19 protein-coding genes are annotated in these 15,275 nt (G+C 64.6%); 8 read left to right on the top strand and 11 right to left on the bottom strand.

Going from position 1 to position 15,275, the window contains the following annotated elements:
• Positions 1-100: 100 nt before the first annotated feature.
• The 3 genes from RM532_RS05625 to RM532_RS05615 form a co-directional block, all read right to left on the bottom strand.
• The gene (locus RM532_RS05625) at positions 101-328 is read right to left on the bottom strand and encodes a bacterioferritin-associated ferredoxin (RefSeq protein ID WP_311652200.1); all 228 of its coding nucleotides are present in this window, start codon (positions 326-328) and stop codon (positions 101-103) included.
• 263 nt (positions 329-591) lie between these two features.
• Positions 592-1,113 (bottom strand): RNA pyrophosphohydrolase, encoded by a 522-nt coding sequence (locus RM532_RS05620; RefSeq protein ID WP_311652199.1) that lies wholly within the window; start codon positions 1,111-1,113, stop codon positions 592-594.
• Between the two features lie 109 nt (positions 1,114-1,222).
• Positions 1,223-1,477 (bottom strand): hypothetical protein, encoded by a 255-nt coding sequence (locus tag RM532_RS05615; protein ID WP_311652198.1) that lies wholly within the window; start codon positions 1,475-1,477, stop codon positions 1,223-1,225.
• 197 nt (positions 1,478-1,674) lie between these two features.
• On the opposite strand from RM532_RS05615, the gene RM532_RS05610 reads away from it, so the two are divergent.
• Positions 1,675-2,370 (top strand): histidinol-phosphatase, encoded by a 696-nt coding sequence (locus tag RM532_RS05610; RefSeq protein WP_311652197.1) that lies wholly within the window; start codon positions 1,675-1,677, stop codon positions 2,368-2,370.
• 3 nt (positions 2,371-2,373) lie between these two features.
• Here RM532_RS05610 and RM532_RS05605 read toward each other — a convergent pair whose 3' ends face one another.
• Genes RM532_RS05605 through RM532_RS05595 form a run of 3 tightly spaced genes read right to left on the bottom strand, consistent with a single transcriptional unit; the run spans position 2,374 to position 5,903 of the window.
• On the bottom strand, positions 2,374-3,708 hold the full coding sequence (locus RM532_RS05605; RefSeq protein ID WP_311652196.1) for a DUF4139 domain-containing protein: 1,335 nt from the start codon (positions 3,706-3,708) through the stop codon (positions 2,374-2,376).
• A gap of 55 nt (positions 3,709-3,763) precedes the next feature.
• Positions 3,764-5,140, bottom strand: coding sequence for an AmpG family muropeptide MFS transporter (locus tag RM532_RS05600; RefSeq protein WP_311652194.1), 1,377 nt, complete (start codon positions 5,138-5,140; stop codon positions 3,764-3,766).
• The gene (locus tag RM532_RS05595; protein ID WP_349255274.1) at positions 5,124-5,903 is read right to left on the bottom strand and encodes an exodeoxyribonuclease III; all 780 of its coding nucleotides are present in this window, start codon (positions 5,901-5,903) and stop codon (positions 5,124-5,126) included. The genes RM532_RS05600 and RM532_RS05595 overlap by 17 nt, the downstream gene beginning before the upstream one ends.
• Before the next feature lie 60 nt (positions 5,904-5,963).
• Between RM532_RS05595 and pyrE the strand changes: the two genes are divergently transcribed.
• Positions 5,964-6,608 (top strand): orotate phosphoribosyltransferase, encoded by a 645-nt coding sequence (gene pyrE / locus RM532_RS05590; protein ID WP_311652191.1) that lies wholly within the window; start codon positions 5,964-5,966, stop codon positions 6,606-6,608.
• A 31-nt stretch (positions 6,609-6,639) separates the two neighbouring features.
• Entirely contained in the window at positions 6,640-7,218 is a 579-nt protein-coding gene (locus tag RM532_RS05585; protein WP_311652190.1) for a DUF4124 domain-containing protein, read from the top strand.
• 7 nt (positions 7,219-7,225) lie between these two features.
• On the opposite strand, the gene argB is transcribed toward RM532_RS05585, so the two are convergent.
• The 3 genes from argB to coaBC are packed head-to-tail and all read right to left on the bottom strand — an operon-like array spanning position 7,226 to position 9,800.
• Complete coding sequence (gene argB, locus RM532_RS05580) at positions 7,226-8,116, bottom strand: acetylglutamate kinase (RefSeq protein WP_311652189.1); 891 nt, start codon at positions 8,114-8,116, stop codon at positions 7,226-7,228.
• A gap of 33 nt (positions 8,117-8,149) precedes the next feature.
• The gene (gene dut, locus RM532_RS05575) at positions 8,150-8,605 is read right to left on the bottom strand and encodes a dUTP diphosphatase (protein WP_311652188.1); all 456 of its coding nucleotides are present in this window, start codon (positions 8,603-8,605) and stop codon (positions 8,150-8,152) included.
• Positions 8,577-9,800 (bottom strand): bifunctional phosphopantothenoylcysteine decarboxylase/phosphopantothenate--cysteine ligase CoaBC, encoded by a 1,224-nt coding sequence (coaBC, locus tag RM532_RS05570; protein ID WP_311652187.1) that lies wholly within the window; start codon positions 9,798-9,800, stop codon positions 8,577-8,579. The genes dut and coaBC overlap by 29 nt, the downstream gene beginning before the upstream one ends.
• Positions 9,801-9,907: 107 nt before the next feature.
• Here coaBC and radC point away from each other — a divergent pair, with 107 nt between their 5' ends.
• The 5 genes from radC to RM532_RS05545 all read left to right on the top strand — a co-directional run bounded on the left by radC (position 9,908) and on the right by RM532_RS05545 (position 12,699).
• Positions 9,908-10,582, top strand: a complete 675-nt coding sequence (gene radC / locus RM532_RS05565; protein ID WP_311652186.1) for a RadC family protein — start codon at positions 9,908-9,910, stop codon at positions 10,580-10,582.
• Between the two features lie 115 nt (positions 10,583-10,697).
• Positions 10,698-11,357 (top strand): outer membrane beta-barrel protein, encoded by a 660-nt coding sequence (locus RM532_RS05560; protein WP_311652185.1) that lies wholly within the window; start codon positions 10,698-10,700, stop codon positions 11,355-11,357.
• Between the two features lie 124 nt (positions 11,358-11,481).
• Entirely contained in the window at positions 11,482-11,718 is a 237-nt protein-coding gene (gene rpmB, locus RM532_RS05555) for a 50S ribosomal protein L28 (protein WP_311652184.1), read from the top strand.
• Complete coding sequence (gene rpmG, locus RM532_RS05550; RefSeq protein WP_311652183.1) at positions 11,718-11,873, top strand: 50S ribosomal protein L33; 156 nt, start codon at positions 11,718-11,720, stop codon at positions 11,871-11,873. Before rpmB ends, rpmG begins: the two co-directional genes overlap by 1 nt.
• A gap of 157 nt (positions 11,874-12,030) precedes the next feature.
• On the top strand, positions 12,031-12,699 hold the full coding sequence (locus tag RM532_RS05545) for a hypothetical protein (protein WP_311652182.1): 669 nt from the start codon (positions 12,031-12,033) through the stop codon (positions 12,697-12,699).
• A 7-nt stretch (positions 12,700-12,706) separates the two neighbouring features.
• Here the strand turns inward: RM532_RS05545 and RM532_RS05540 are convergent, their stop codons facing one another.
• Both RM532_RS05540 and RM532_RS05535 read right to left on the bottom strand, forming a co-directional pair.
• Positions 12,707-13,753 (bottom strand): SHOCT domain-containing protein, encoded by a 1,047-nt coding sequence (locus RM532_RS05540; RefSeq protein WP_311652181.1) that lies wholly within the window; start codon positions 13,751-13,753, stop codon positions 12,707-12,709.
• 136 nt (positions 13,754-13,889) lie between these two features.
• Entirely contained in the window at positions 13,890-15,137 is a 1,248-nt protein-coding gene (locus RM532_RS05535) for a porin family protein (RefSeq protein ID WP_311652180.1), read from the bottom strand.
• Between the last annotated feature and the right edge of the window lie 138 nt (positions 15,138-15,275).

The raw sequence follows: 15,275 nt of genomic DNA, 5'->3' as shown, positions 1-15,275 counted from the left end.
ATCTCCCGACGTAGCGGCGTTGGCTTTGCGCCGGAGTATAGCACTTCAACGCCCGGCATCAAACCGTAAGCGTCTGTTTTTATTGATTTATTAGTTGCTTCTAGCTCGCATTCGCGGTCGCAGGCAGGAACGGCGCCGGCAACAGCCGGGTCTTGCGATGCTGCTCTTGCAGCGTTTCCGCCAGAATTTCGCGTGCACAGGGCGCGCAGCAGCCACAACACTCGGCCACACCGAGACGCCGCTGCAGCTCGCGCATGTGGCAGGCGCCCGAGCGGACTTCCTCGCGAATCTCGCGTTCGGTAACACCCTTGCAGAGACAGACGTACATCCGGCTTCTCGAACCAAGCAACTATGCGCAGTTAACCGCAAATGAGAATGAGTGTCAAACCACTAGAAGGTGGGACCTCATCCGCATAGCTTAATAGGAGTGATTTGCATTCAGGAATAGGGTTGGCTAGAGTATCGGCAGATTCGGTAGCGCGCTTTCCCGGCACCGTCCGCCTGGCGGAGGTGCCGCGCCGGATCTAACCAACAAAACAACAAGGCCGCGGCGACCTCACTCGCACACGGCCCGACCGTCCTCTCCCCCAACTACGCCCGACTCGCCTCCGAGGGTCGGGCATTTTTTTGCCCGCCCACCGCCTCCGGCAGACAGTCGGCCAGCTCCCTGAGCGCGCGCCGGTAAACGTCGCGCTTGAAGAACACCACCTCGTCCACCGGATGCCAGTAATCCACCCACCGCCAGCCGTCGAACTCGGGATGATCGGTGCTGTCGAAACGCACGCAGGATTCGGGGGCCTCCAGACGCAGCAGAAACCATTTCTGCTTCTGTCCGATGCACAGCGGGCGGCGATGACGGCGCACAAAACGCTTGGGCAGTCGGTAGCGCAGCCACCCGCGGGTAGCACCGACGATGCGCACGTGTTGCTGCATCAGCCCGACTTCTTCCTGCAGTTCACGGAAGAGTGCCTGCTCGGCGCTTTCGCCCGCCCGCACGCCTCCCTGCGGAAATTGCCAAGCATCCTGGCCGATTCGCTTGGCCCAGAGCACCCGACCGTCTTCGTGGGTGAGGATGATTCCGACATTGGCACGAAAGCCGTCCGAATCGATCACGGTCTTACCTATGAAACACTTTCCCCGATTCTTTCACACCGGGGCTGAATGTGCCAAAGGCGTCATCCGGCGGGCCCCGAACGGGCCCGCCGGCATCGGTTGGATGCGATCAGAGCGCTTCGCAGCTACCGCCTTCGGCCATCCAGCTACTGCCATTTGCTTCAGCGCATTCGTCCTGCGACACCCCGAACAGCATCTGATGACCGTCGGCGCAGTCCACCTTGCTGAAACAGGTGCCGCCCGAACCCGCGTCATCGCTGCTCATGGCCTGATCGCCGCCATCCGCGGCCCCGGCATCGGCCTCCGATCCGCTGTCCGACTGGCCGCAACCGGCCAGGGCCAGCACCAGAACAATCCCCGTCAATCCCGATTTCCACATTATCTGTTCCTCCTGTGCGCGGCCGGCGGGCCGGCCGTTTATGATTGTTGCGCGGAACATCTTTCGTGTCCGCAGGCCCAGTCTAGCGGTGAGACGCGCCGGATGCAGCCAATCCCCCGATTGGCGAAGCGATACCCGGCTGCCGTAACCTCTCGCGCTCGCACTCGATGGACGTTTGAATCATGCAGCTGGCGGCATTCGATCTGGACAATACCCTGCTCAACGGTGACAGCGATTACCTTTGGGGCCGTTACATCTGCGATCAGGGAGTCGTGGATGCCGCCGAGTTCCGGCGCCGGAATGACGCGTTCCATGCGCAGTACCTGAACGGCACCCTCGACATCCACGCGTTCCAGCGTTTTGCTCTACAACCGCTGATCGACAACCCGCTGACCACCATGCAGACCCTGCGGACCCGCTACGTGGCCGACTGCATCGAGCCGGTCGTCGCGCCCGGCACGCCGGCACTGATCGACTGCCACCGCCGGCGCGGCGATACGCTGCTGATCATCACCGCCACCAACCGGTTCATTACCGAGCCGATCGCGGAACTGCTCGGAGTCGAGCATCTGCTGGCCACCGATCCGGAATTCGTCGACGGCCGCTACACCGGCCGCATCCAGGGCACCCCCTGCTTCCGCGACGGCAAGATCACCCGGCTGGAGGACTGGCTGGCGGCCCACGGGCCGTTCGAGAGGATCACGGCCTACTCGGACTCCCACAACGATATTCCGCTGCTCGCGCGCGCCGACCGGGCCGCGGCGGTCGACCCCGACGACCGGCTGGCCGAACACGCCCGGCAGCAGGGCTGGCCGGTGGTCAGCCTGGTGGATCAGCCCGGCGCCGAGGTGTTCCGCACGGTGACCGGCGCCGGCTGACCGTCAGCGATAGCGAACGCGATAGGTCAGCCGGGTTTCGCCCTCAGCCGGGACTTCCAGCGACCAGGCGGCACGCTGGGCGTCGACCTTCTCGTGGTCGGCACTGGCCGACATCATGGTCCAGTCACCGGGCATGGATTCCACCACCCGGACCGTCACCGGCTCCGACCTGGCGTTCTCGATCACCAGTTCACGCTCGATTTCCCGCGCCTGACCGTCCCGCTGGGTATCGGTGGTGGTGCGCTCGGCGGTGATGTCGAACGCGCGGCCGAGCTCCAGCTCGACCGGCGCGCCGACGGGCGTATTGCCGATGCCGGCTTCGCCGATCAGTAGGGGTGTGGTGCCATCACCATAGACGCGGATGGTACCGGCCGGCATGGGCTGACCTAGGGTGTTCTCGAAACCCACCCGGATGCCGGCATGGGCCCGCTGGCGGTTGCCGTCGAGATACTGCCAGCCATTCTCGAAGCGGTACTCCCGCTCGACTTCGATGCGCTGTTCCGGCATCAGCAGCACGCTGCGCTGCTCCCCGTCGGCCAGGGTCACCGCCTGATCCAGTTCGTAGCGGTAGTAATCGGCGGCCTGCTCGGCCTGCATGCCGTCCGCGGCTGCCGACTCGCTGCGCATCATCATCACCTTGGGCTGACCGCCCTGCCGCGCGACGTCCCCGGCGATCAGCGCCAGCTGCGCCTGCTGCCAGTCCGTGCCGGCGTTGTTGCTGATAACCGCCTGTGCCCGCAGGGTCAGTTGCTCGGCGTCCTGGTCGAGGCTGGCCACATACTCGGTACGCCAGCTCATGCCCTCCACCTGATAGAGCATCTCCAGCGCCTGGCGTCCGCCCTCGTCCGCCCGGATGTCCAGTTGCAGTGCGCCGGCCGGCAACGCCGTGTCCGGTACCGAGTCCAGCGCCAGCCGCCAGGGTGACTCCGCGTCCAGCCATTCCACCCGATCATCCACGCGCACCATCGGCACGCTATCCACGGAAAGCAGGGTAGCCTCGCGGGTGACATCGCCGCCGCTGCCATCCGCGCGGCGCAGCGTCACGGTCTGCCCGACCAGCGCGGCCAGCATGGCTGCGCGGTCGTCACCGCCGTCGCGATAACGCGATCCCAGCAACTCGATGCCGTCGCCAGCCAGCCAGAAGGTTTCCGGCCGAATCCGATCGGGCAGGCTGGCCAGCGTCAGTGTCTGGCGGCCCTTGTCCAGCGGCAGGTCGTGGGTATCGGCCACCAGGGCCGCCCCGCTCTGATACAGGGTCAGCGCCTGTTTACCGTGATTATCCGCCCAGGCGACACCCATCAGTACGGTGCCAGCCACCATCATCGCTATTCGCATCATCGTTTTCCTCTTGAGTGCCGGTCAGGCGCGAACATGCGCGGGGCGGCGGCCGCTGTCAAAGCCGCTCAGGGGCGGCCACCCCGCGATCCACATTGGCCACGCGCATCAGGTAGGTCACCAGCAGAATCGCCGGCACCCCCGCGATGGCGGTCAAAACAAAGAACCAGACGTAACCGAAGCCGTCGACCGCCATGCCGGAAAACCCGCCGATGAATTTGCCGGGCAGGGTCATCAGCGATGAGAACAGCGCGTACTGGGTGGCCGTATAAGCGGTATTGGTCAGGCTCGACAGATAGGCGATGAACGCCGAACCGGCCATGCCGCCGGCGAGGTTGTCTGCGGAAATCGTCATCGCCAGGCCCACCAGCCCGGGATCGCTGCGGGTGGCCAGCCAGGCGAATACCAGATTGGTGCCCGCCGCCAGCACCGCGCCGGCCAGTAGCGGTCGCATGATGCCGTAGCGGGCCACCAGCACGCCGCCCAGCACGGCGCCGCCGATGGTCATGCCCACCCCGAAGATTTTTGCCACCGAGGCGATTTCCTCGAGGGTATAGCCCATGTCCAGATAGAACGGATTGGCCATCACGCCCAGAGTGATGTCGGTTACCCGAAAGATCGCCACGAACACGAGAATCGCCAGGGCCAGGTGGCCGTTGCGGGCAAAAAAATCCAGGAAGGGACAGACCACGGCCTCCAGCAGCCAGGCGGTGATCTGCTGGAGTCGACGTGGCCAGTGCGGGCTGCGGGCGAGAAAATCCACCACCCGCTGTTCGCGCTGCTCGGTGCCCGATGTCACCACCACGTCGGGTTCACCGACGAACAGCACCGTGACCATGCCCACGCCCATCAACCCCGCCATGACCAGATACACCTGCGGCCAGTCGATGTCGGCGGCCAGATAGAACGCCCCCGCCCCGGCGGTCAGGATCGCGATGCGGTAGCCGGCCTGATAGGTGGCCGCCATCGCTCCCTGCCAGGAGCCGGGCGCGGCCTCGATGCGCCAAGCATCGATGGCGACATCCTGCGTTGCGGAAGCAAACGCCACCAGCAACGCCCACAGGGCCAGGCCGCGCAGATCCAGCTGCGGATCGGTCACGGCCATGCCGACCAGTCCCGCGGCAATGCCCAGCTGGGCCACCAGCATCCAGCTGCGCCGGCGTCCCAGCAGGCGGGTGACCAGCGGCAGCGGCAGCCGATCGATCACCGGCGCCCAGAACACCTTGATCGAATAGGTAATGCCCACCCAGGAAAAGAAGCCGATAGTGGTACGCGACACGTCTTCCTGGGTCAGCCAGGCCGACAGCGTGGAAAACACCAGCAGAAACGGCAGCCCGGCGGAGAACCCGAGCAGGCCCATGCCAAGAATGCGCGGCTTGCCGTAGACGGCCAGCGCCGCCCGCCAGCGGGCGACCGGCTCAGAAGGGCCAGTCATAATCCATGATCAGGGGTGCGTGGTCGGACAGCCGCTCGGCCTGGAAGATATCGGCGCCTTTCACCCGCTCGACCAGCCCGGGCGTGATCACCTGATAGTCGATCCGCCAGCCCACGTTCTTGGCCCAGGCCTGACCCCGATTCGACCACCAGGTGTAGCGGTCGGGCCGGTCATCCACCACGCGAAACCCGTCGACAAACCCCTGCTCGCCAAACAGCCGGTCCAGCCAGGCCCGTTCGTGCGGCAGAAACCCCGAGTTCTTCTGGTTGGACTTCCAGTTCCTGATGTCCTTTTCGGTATGGGCGATATTCCAGTCGCCGCAGACAATCAATTCGCCGTTGGCATCGCGCCGGCGCTGCAGGAATCCCGGAAAGTATTCCAGCCAGCGTTCCTTGGACGCCTGGCGATGATCCCCCGACGATCCGGACGGGGCGTAAAGGCTGGCCACGGCGAGATCCCCGAAACGGGCCTCGATATAGCGGCCCTCGCCGTCGAACTCCGGCTCACCCATGCCGCGGATCACCTCGTCGGGCTCGCGTCGGGCATACAGGGCCACGCCCGAATAACCCTTGCGCGCCGTGGCCTCGTGGTAGGCGCAGTGATAACCCTCGGGCCAGAACACGGGGTCAGGCGCCAGCTGATGCTCCTGGGCCTTGAGTTCCTGAATCGCCACCACGTCGGCGTCCTGGCCAGCCAGCCAGTCGAAGAACCCCTTGCGGGCCGCAGCGCGAATGCCGTTGGCGTTGAACGAGATGATGCGCATCGGGATGAAGGTCGGTGCGGGCGCGGCTATCATACCGAAAGCATTCGACACTCCGTTCCCATGCAGGATCACAAGACCCGCTTTCTGGACCTGGCGTTCGACCACGGCGCGCTCAGGCTCGGCGAGTTCACCCTCAAATCCGGCCGCGTCAGCCCCTACTTCTTCAACCTGGGCGCCATTGCCGGCGGTAGCGCCATGGCCACTCTGGCCGACTGCTATGCGCGGGCGATCCTGGATGCCGGGATCGAACTGGACGGCCTGTTCGGCCCCGCCTACAAGGGCATCCCGCTGGTCACCGCCACTGCCTGCGCCCTGGCCGGCCACGACGTGGACCTACCGTTCACCTACAACCGCAAGGAAGCCAAGGACCACGGCGAGGGTGGTCAGCTGGTGGGGGCGAAACTCGCCGGCCGCATCGGCATCGTGGACGACGTGATCACCGCCGGCACCGCCGTTCGTGAGGCGATCGCGCTGATCCGGGCCAATCAAGCACAACCCTGCGCGCTGGTGGTGGCGCTGGATCGCCAGGAACGCGGCACCGGCAACCGCTCGGCACTGCGCGAACTGGCCGAGGACACGGGCATCCAGCCGATAGCCGTGTGCACGGTCGACGACCTGCTGGCATATCTGACCCGCCATCCGGGACAGGAGAACGTAGTCGAGGCGATCCGCGCCTATCGGCGGACTTACGGCGACCTCGGCTAAACCCCGCGCGGCACATGCCGTTAACCGGGCGATGAATCACTACCTCACCTGCCCGCTCGCCCTGCTGGTACTGTGCCTTCCGTTCACGGCCGCCAGCCAGCTTTATCGCTGGACAGACGAAGCCGGCAAGACGCATTACGGCGATCGCATTCCCCCGGAATACGCCCGCGGCGAGCGCGCGGTGCTCAACCCCAACGGCGACGTGGTGGATCGCCGGCCGGCCGAACCCTCCCCCGCCCAACTGGCAACTCTGCAGGCGGAACGCGACCAGGCCCGGCGTGACGAAATCGAACGGGCGCGGCGGGCCGCCCATGACCGCTCGCTGACGGCGACCTACACCACCCTCGAGCAACTCGACGCGGCCTACCGGGATCGTCTCGATCTGCTGGACGCCCGGCTTTCACTGGCCCGCCAGGCACTGAACAAAGCCGATGTGCAGCTGGCGCGCACCCGTCAGGGCGAGGCGGGCGAAGGCGATATCGAGGTACTGGAGGCATCCCGGGCGCAGCAGGCCGAAGTCGTGGACCGCCTGGCACAACGAAGGGACGACCTGGCGGCGCGCCACCAGACCGACCGGCAGCGTTATCGCACGCTGACAGAGGCGCGCTGAGCGCCGCTCAGCCCGATCCCGGCCGAATCAGTGTCCCCACCCCGGCATCGGTGAACAACTCCAGCATGATGGCGTGCTCGACGCGCCCATCGACGATGTGCGCGGCATTCACCCCCGAGGCCACTGCATCCAGCGCGCAGCGAATCTTGGGCAGCATGCCGCCATGGATCACGCCCGACTGGATCAACGTCTCCACCCGCGCCGGCGACAGTCCGGTAAGAACCGTACCGTCGGCGTCGAGCACGCCGGCGGTGTTGGTCAGCAGCATGAGTTTCTCCGCCCCCAGCACCGAGGCCATCTTGCCCGCCACCAGATCGGCGTTGATGTTGTAGGACCGGCCGTCATCGCCCACACCGATGGGCGCGATCACCGGGATGAAGTCGTCCTCGTCCAGCCGCCGGACGATGGCCGGATCGATGGCCGAGACCTCGCCGGCATAACCCAGGTCCACCAGTTCATCCGCCCCGCCTTCCTGCATGGTCAGCTTGCGGGCGCGAATCAGCCCGCCGTCCTTGCCGGTCAGTCCCACCGCCCGGCCGCCGTGCTGATTGATCAGATTGACGATCTCCTTGTTCACCAGTCCGCCGAGCACCATTTCCACCACGTCCATGGTTTCGGCGTCGGTCACCCGCATACCGCCGACGAACCGGGTTTCCTTACCCAGGCGCGCCAGCAGTTCGCCGATCTGCGGCCCCCCGCCATGCACCACCACCGGGTTGATACCCACCAGCTTCATCAGGGCGATATCACGGGCGAAGCCGCGCTTGAGCTCCGGCTCGGTCATGGCGTTGCCGCCGTACTTGATCACCACCGTCTTGCCCGCGAAGCGGCGGATGTAGGGCAGCGCCTCGCCCAGCACCCGGGCGACCTGCATGGCCTGTTCAGAGGTTAGCGACATGATTGCTGTGTCCGTTGCGCAACTAGTTAGCGACTACTTACGTCCCGATGAGCCGAAGCCGCCGGCGCCCCGCTGGCTGGTTTCGAATTCATCGACGATCTCGAACGCGGCCTGCACCACCGGCACCAGCACCAGTTGCGCCACCCGCTCGCCGGGCTCAATGGTGAAGGTGGTCTGTCCGCGATTCCAGCAGGACACCATTAACTCACCCTGGTAATCGGAGTCGATCAGCCCCACCAGATTGCCCAGCACGATGCCGTGTTTGTGGCCCAGACCCGATCGGGGCAACACGACGCCCGCCAGGTCGGGGTCGGCGATATGAATGGCCATGCCGCTGGGCAACAGCTCGGTATCCCCTGGTGCCAGCGTCAGGGGCGCGTCCAGGCAGGCCCGCAGGTCCACCCCCGCCGACCCCGGCGTGGCGTAATCCGGCATCGGAAAATCGCGCCCGAGGCGCGGGTCAAGCAGTCGAATCTGGAGTTTGTGCATCGGACAATCGTTGGGAAATGAGTTGGGCCAGCTGCTCGGCCAGCCGTGTCTTGGGGGCCTGCGGCAGGTGGCAATCGCCGCCTTCCCAGCAGACATAAAGCGCGTTGTCGGGTTGATCGAAGCCACGATCCACCCCGACCAGGTTTCCGGCCAGCATGTCCGCGCCCTTGGCAATACGCTTGGCCCGGGCCTGGGTTTCGAGGTCGCGGGTTTCGGCGGCGAATCCCACCACGAACGGCCGTGGCCGGGCGGCCGCCACCTCGGCCAGAATGTCGCGGTTGCGTACCAGTTCGACGTTCGAGCCGGCCTCGTCCTTCTTGATCTTGTGGGTCTCCCGGCGGGCCGGGCGATAGTCGGCCACGGCCGCCGCGGCGATGAACACATCGGCCTGCTCGACTCGGGCGAACACCGCTGCATGCATGTCATCGGCCGTCTCCACCGGCACCGCCTCAACCCGGTCCGGCACCGGCAGATCGGTAGGCCCGGTCACCAGTGTCACGCGGGCGCCGGCTGCCACACAGGCCGCCGCCAGGGCATATCCCATGCGTCCGGACGATCGATTGGTCAGATAGCGCACCGGGTCCAGCGGCTCCCGGGTGGGGCCGGCGGTAATCACTACATGCCGGCCAGCCAGCTCGCCAGCCTGCGGCGCCAGATGCGCGGCCAGCGCATCACGGATGGCTTCTGGCTCCAGCATGCGGCCGGCGCCGCTTTCCCGCTCCGCCAGTTCGCCATCATCCGGGCCCAGAATGGTCACGCCGCGTGCCGCCAGCGTCTCGCAGTTCGCCCGCGTGGCCGGATGGGCCCACATCACATGGTTCATCGCCGGCGCCACAAGAACAGGAGCAGTGGTGGCCAGGCACAGGGTGCTGAGCAGGTCGTCTGCCCGCCCCTGGACCAGCCGGGCCAGGCAATCGGCGGTGGCCGGCGCGATCAGCACCCGCTCGGCCCAGCGCGCCAACTCGATATGGCCCATGCCCAGTTCGGCGGACTCGTCCCAGAGACTGCGACGCACGGCCCGGCCGGACAACGCCTGCAACGTCAGCGGCGTGATGAAACGGCAGGCGCCCTCGGTCATGACCACCTGCACCTCGGCACGGGCTTCCACCAGCCGGCGAGTAAGCAGCGCGGCCTTGTATGCGGCAATGCCACCGGTTACGCCCAGCAGAATGCGACGTTGGGAAAGCGCTTTCATAAGAACCCTTTGCCAGAGCCTTCATAGTCTACCGGCTTTGCCGGCCCACGGTGATTGCGCAGCCCGGCCGGGATTGGCACCGTAACCGGGATTTTCGGAGCCGCGCCATGCCCATCACCGACTGGCCCGTCGACGAACGGCCCCGTGAAAAACTGCTCGACCGGGGCGCCGGCGCCCTGACCGATGCCGAACTGCTGGCGATCTTCCTGCGTACGGGTGTGAGCGGCATGAGCGCGGTGTCGCTCGCCCGTCAGCTGCTCGATGATTACGGCGGCCTGACCCCGCTGCTGGCCGCAGACCGAGACGAGTTCTGCCAGGGTCACGGTCTGGGAACCGCCAAGTTCGTGCAACTGCAGGCGGTGGTGGAAATGGCGCGGCGGTACCTGGCCGAGCGTCTGGACCGGTCGGAACCCCTGACCGACCCCGCTGCCACCCGCGACTACCTGATCGCCCGGCTGGCGCGCCAGCCGCACGAGGTCTTCGCGGCGCTGTTTCTGGACACGCGCCATCGCGTCCTGGCGTATGAGGAGCTGTTCCGGGGCACCATCGACGGCGCCGCCGTGTATCCCCGGGAAGTGGTCAAGGCCGCCCTGCGCCACAACGCCGCAGCGGCTATCTTCGCCCACAACCACCCGTCCGGCATTGCCGAGCCATCCGAGGCCGACCACAGTCTGACCCGCCGGCTCAGTGACGCCTTGGCTCTGGTGGACATCCGCACGCTGGATCATTTCGTGATCGGCGCCGGGGAGACCGTGTCGTTCGCGGAACGCGGCTGGCTCTGATCTGAGGCAACCACCTAACTCACAAGCATTTGTTGCATTGCATCACTTCGCGTGCTACAAACTGGTGCACGCTCCGCTGTGGTGCGAGGGACTGCTACTACTAACTGGAGTTGGCATGAAAACATCTGCAACGCTTCTCACCACCGCCTTGTTGGCGAGTCCGCTGACGGCGCTAGCCGTGCAATCGAATTACACCTATGTCGAGGGTGATTTCGTCGCACACGGCGAGGCCGAAACGCGCTTCGGCGGCTTCCGTAGCGAAGAGGATTATGACGGCTACGGCTTCAAGGGCTCGATCGACATCACGCCCAACCTGTTTATCGAAAGCTCGTACGACGAGCTCGATGCCGACAACAACGGCGGCGAGCTGGAGCTTTTCTCCGGCGGCCTGGGCCTACGTGCGCCCATCGGCGACAACGCCAATCCGCTGGACATCTACGGTGTGGCCACCTACGAGAGTCTTGAGGAAAACGATGGTTCCGGCATCGAGGCCGACGGCTTTGGCGTGACCGGTGGTCTGCGCTGGCAGGCGACCCCGACGCTGGAAATCAATCCGTATGCCAGCTACTTGGACTACGGCGAGATCGACAACTCCAACGCCGACCTGGATGGTATGCGCTTCGGCGTGGACGGCGTGCTAAACGTCAATGAAACCTTCGCGCTCACCGCCGGCTATCGCACCACCAAGCTGGATATCGAAGGTCCGGGCGGCGATGCCAGCCTTGACCTGGAAAACGAGATCCGCCTCGGGGGCCGCATCTATCTTACGAAGTAAGTAGCGCGATCAATCCTGCCCGGCCGTACGGCCGGGCAGGCATCCGCCGTTGCCAACGCCGCCGGTAGCTGGTATAAAGCGCGGCTTCGCATTACCCGTTCAAACAGCGTCGTCGAGGCTTTCCATGTCGCGAGTCTGTCAGGTCACCGGCAAACGCCCGGTCACCGGTAACAACGTTTCCCACGCCAATAACAAGACCCGGCGCCGATTCGAACCGAATCTGCACTGGCACCGTTTCTGGGTGGAATCCGAAAAGCGCTACGTGCGGCTGCGCGTGTCCGCCAAGGGCATGCGCATCATCGACCGGCAGGGCATCGACACCATCCTGGCCGACGTCCGCAAGCGTGGGGAGAGAGTCTGATGCGCGAAAAAGTGAAACTGGTTTCCACCGCCGACACCGGGTTCTTCTACACCACGTACAAGAACAAGCGGAATACGCCCGACAAGATCGAGATGAAGAAGTACGATCCGGTGGTGCGCAAGCACGTGATTTTCAAGGAAGGCAAGATCAAGTAGGTCTCGCCTCTCCCAGACTGGAATACCCGAACGCCGGTGCCACACACCGGCGTTTTTGTTGGCGGCCTTCGGCCCGCCACTTCCGCCTGTCAAGGTCCCGCAACATTCCCCGCCTAGCCTGACGAGTTGATCAGACACCCTCAGGCGGACACACATGATGAATGGCATCCGAAGCGCAGCGCTGTTGCTGCTGGCCGGCGTGGGCACCACGGCCGTGGCCGCTGACTACACGTACGTGCAGGCCGACTGGATCGCCGCCGGCGACATCGACCGCAGCGGCCTCAATAGCGGCTTCACCGAGGAGTACGATGGTTTCGCGGCCGAGGGCGCCATCAGCCTGCTACCTGCAGTTTTCGTCCAGGCACGTTACGACGATCTTGAGGGGGAGCGCGGCGGCGATGCGCGGTTCCTGCAGCTCGGCGCCGGCCTGAACCACGATCTCGGGCAATACGCATCGCTGGTCGTTGACTACGACCTGGCGCTGGATATCTATGCCCTGGCCAGTTACGAGGATATCGATGCCGATGGCGCCAGCGGCGACGGTCTGGGTGTATCCGGTGGGCTACGCTGGCACCCCGTCCCGGCCCTCGAGATCAACCCGTCAGTCGGCTACGTGGACTACGACGAACTCGACGACTCGACCGCCACGCTGTCCGGCTTTCGCTATGCCCTGCGCGGCCTGTTCCAGGTGTCGCCGCACATTGCCCTGAGCGCGGCCTATCAGGTCACGGCGCTCGACCTCGATCTGGCCGCCCGCGAAACCGATCTGGATTTCGAGAAGGAATTCCGGCTCGGGGTCCGCTACTACTTCACGGTGCAGGAATGAACGCTGCTCAGGGCAGATCTTCCAGCAGCTCATCCTTCTTCTCTTCGTAGTCCTCCTCGCTGATCAGGCCCTGATCGCGCAGCCGCTTCAGCGACTGGAGCCGGGTTTCGATGCGCTGCCACGCGTCGTCGCCGGCTTTTGTCGATTCAGCTGGCCTGTCATCACTCCCGGCTGCGGGTGACGGCGAGGTTTTCGGCGCATCGTCGGCCTCGCCCGTCGGGCTCGCGGCCGGCGCAGCCGGCATCGTCCCGATCTCTGCTGTCGATGACGGTGAGGTCAGCTCGTCAGCAGCCTCGCCGGACGGCGAGCCTTCTGCCGCTGCCGGCCCGTACTTCAGGGACTGCGCACTGCGGTCGGCGCCAAGCGAGGTGGTCGCCGGCATGCTCGCGCGCGCGGACTCGATTGCCTGTGCCGTGGCATCCAGCTGCACCCAGTCACGCCGATCCCCGCGCCACTGCCAGGTGTCCCGCTCGACCAGTCGTGTCCCGTCGACGTCGCCGCCCTCGATTCGCGACCCCGGCTTGAGAGGGTTGGTCTGCGGATCCCGGAAGGAACTGTAGACATTATCAAGTTCATCGAAAACCAGATTGAGCTGGTCCTCCTTGAAGAAGACCCGAGCTGTCGTCGCCAGACGTTCGCCCGAGAATCCGAATCGTCCGTCCTTGCTCCGAAAGAACATGAGGAACACATCCTGATTCGGCTGGGCTCGCGCCAGCGCCTCCGCAAGCCCCTCGGCAACCGCACCAAGGCGCGCCGGCGAGGCAAGCGTCACCACCCCTTCATCCGCCGAATGAATACGCATGGACAGCAGCAGTGCCTGCAGCTGTTCAGGATCGAAAGCTGCCGGGTGATCATTGACCGGCTGGGCACCCAAACCGGTCGGAATCAACTGGAGAAGGATATTGTCGGTCCGCTCGATGTTGACGTAATCTGGCGGCAACTTTCCGGGCGTCGAACCGCCCACATCCGGCAACGGGAAAACACTGCATCCCGCCGCCAATGCGGCAACCCCCAGGGTCAGATGAATTCCCAGTTTCCGGATATCTACCGCCATCAACTTCTCTCCCCAAAAACTTGCCAAAGCAGAAAGGGCCTGAGACTACCGCAAACCCGTCGAACACCAAAAGAAAAGGCCGGGCAACCAACGGAAGCCCGGCCTTCGGTCTTAACGCAATCGCGTCAGGTCAATATCAGAAAGCGAAGAAAGCACCCACGTTAAAGTTGTCCGACTCGATCGTGTTGCCGTTCTGCGCCTCGGACTCCACGTCGGAGTACTCGGCCAGAAGCGTCAGGTTCGGCGTCAAGCTGTGGTAAATGCCAGCGGTAATCTTGCTGTTCTTATCGAGCAGCGTGCCTAGATCACCAGCATTCGCATCAAGGTTGGATTCACCATAGTTGATGCCATACTTAGTGGCCCCAGCGGTGAAGGTCAACTGGGCCAGACCACCATCGGAATCGCGTGCACTACCCGTCGCATCAAAGCCGTTGAACAGCAGCGCCGTCGCGCCGAGGCCCTCGGTGGTGTAGTACGACAGGAACAACTCCAGCGGACCGAAGGCCTGCTTGTAGTTCACATCGAAGCCGGTAGCCTCTTCCTCGACGCAGACGCCGTCGCCTGGCGCGGCATCGGCGGTGCAATCCACGTCCATCGACATGCCGTTGACCGATACGAATCCGCTGCTCCATCCATAACGTAGCTGACCATGGAAGCCGGGCGCGCTCTCAGCAACACCCAGTGATGTTGCCGCAGTGAGCGAATCGATGGTCTGGAAAATGCCGGCGGTGGCCGTAAAGCCGCCGAAGTCCGGCGTGGTGTAGTTAATCTGGGACAGGGTATCGGTGTAGATGTAACCTAGGCCGATGGAACCCAGCGACGTGTTGGCCGGCGCGCCGACCGCATTCGGGCTGGCACCTACGCCCGGAATGGTCATGTCGTTGATGATGGCGTCAAAACCGAACAGGCCGAAGTCGCGACCCATCTTGACGCTACCGAAGTCGGCGTTGCCGAACTTCAGAAACACCTGACGAGCATCGATACCAGTTGTGGCTAACCCAACATTCGTGGCGCCAGCGGTCTGCTGCAGGTTAGGAGAGCCTCCATCGTTGCTGACGATGCCGGGATAGAACCCGAATGTGCCGGAAACATCCCAGCCGTTCTGCTGCGTGGCCACAGTGAAAACGATCGCCGCCGGCAGCAGGCCGGTGCGCACATTCGAGAACTGATCCTCACCCGAGTCGGCGTTCTGCATACACGCCACCGCCCCGGTCACTGCGCCAGGATTGTCATCACAACTAATGTTTACGTAGTGGGCATTGACGTTGCCGTTGACGGACAAGGTCCAGTCACCGGCCTTCATGTCGACTGCCTGCGCTGCAGGCATCGCGCCGAACGCAAAGGCTGCGCCCGCCGCATGAACCGCGAGTTTGTTTAAACGCATCGTTGATTCCCCTCCAAGTGGAATACCAATCCGGGTCCCCAGGAACCGGACCCGCCAGTTCCAGAGTCGTTAGAGTCCGCATCGCGAACCACGGGCCCGGCCTGCACTGCGAAGTAGCAAGCCGTGTGCCATTGACTG

It is taken from the genome of Spectribacter hydrogenoxidans, from assembly GCF_031846275.1.
In the GTDB taxonomy this organism is placed as follows: domain Bacteria; phylum Pseudomonadota; class Gammaproteobacteria; order Nevskiales; family Salinisphaeraceae; genus Spectribacter; species Spectribacter hydrogenoxidans.
This window is presented reverse-complemented; position numbering and strand designations above follow the sequence as displayed.

Excerpts from the sequence above, each read along its gene's own strand:
- RM532_RS05560 (WP_311652185.1), top strand. The coding sequence starts at position 10,698 with ATGAAAACATCTGCAACGCTTCTCACCACCGCCTTGTTGGCGAGTCCG.
- RM532_RS05545 (WP_311652182.1), top strand. The coding sequence starts at position 12,031 with ATGAATGGCATCCGAAGCGCAGCGCTGTTGCTGCTGGCCGGCGTGGGC.
- rpmG (WP_311652183.1), top strand. The coding sequence starts at position 11,718 with ATGCGCGAAAAAGTGAAACTGGTTTCCACCGCCGACACCGGGTTCTTC.
- radC (WP_311652186.1), top strand. The coding sequence starts at position 9,908 with ATGCCCATCACCGACTGGCCCGTCGACGAACGGCCCCGTGAAAAACTG.
- RM532_RS05600 (WP_311652194.1), bottom strand. The coding sequence starts at position 5,140 with ATGACTGGCCCTTCTGAGCCGGTCGCCCGCTGGCGGGCGGCGCTGGCC.
- RM532_RS05610 (WP_311652197.1), top strand. The coding sequence starts at position 1,675 with ATGCAGCTGGCGGCATTCGATCTGGACAATACCCTGCTCAACGGTGAC.
- dut (WP_311652188.1), bottom strand. The coding sequence starts at position 8,605 with ATGCACAAACTCCAGATTCGACTGCTTGACCCGCGCCTCGGGCGCGAT.
- RM532_RS05595 (WP_349255274.1), bottom strand. The coding sequence starts at position 5,903 with ATGCGCATCATCTCGTTCAACGCCAACGGCATTCGCGCTGCGGCCCGC.
- RM532_RS05605 (WP_311652196.1), bottom strand. The coding sequence starts at position 3,708 with ATGATGCGAATAGCGATGATGGTGGCTGGCACCGTACTGATGGGTGTC.
- RM532_RS05535 (WP_311652180.1), bottom strand. The coding sequence starts at position 15,137 with ATGCGTTTAAACAAACTCGCGGTTCATGCGGCGGGCGCAGCCTTTGCG.
- RM532_RS05625 (WP_311652200.1), bottom strand. The coding sequence starts at position 328 with ATGTACGTCTGTCTCTGCAAGGGTGTTACCGAACGCGAGATTCGCGAG.
- rpmB (WP_311652184.1), top strand. The coding sequence starts at position 11,482 with ATGTCGCGAGTCTGTCAGGTCACCGGCAAACGCCCGGTCACCGGTAAC.
- coaBC (WP_311652187.1), bottom strand. The coding sequence starts at position 9,800 with ATGAAAGCGCTTTCCCAACGTCGCATTCTGCTGGGCGTAACCGGTGGC.
- argB (WP_311652189.1), bottom strand. The coding sequence starts at position 8,116 with ATGTCGCTAACCTCTGAACAGGCCATGCAGGTCGCCCGGGTGCTGGGC.
- RM532_RS05585 (WP_311652190.1), top strand. The coding sequence starts at position 6,640 with ATGAATCACTACCTCACCTGCCCGCTCGCCCTGCTGGTACTGTGCCTT.
- pyrE (WP_311652191.1), top strand. The coding sequence starts at position 5,964 with ATGCAGGATCACAAGACCCGCTTTCTGGACCTGGCGTTCGACCACGGC.
- RM532_RS05540 (WP_311652181.1), bottom strand. The coding sequence starts at position 13,753 with ATGGCGGTAGATATCCGGAAACTGGGAATTCATCTGACCCTGGGGGTT.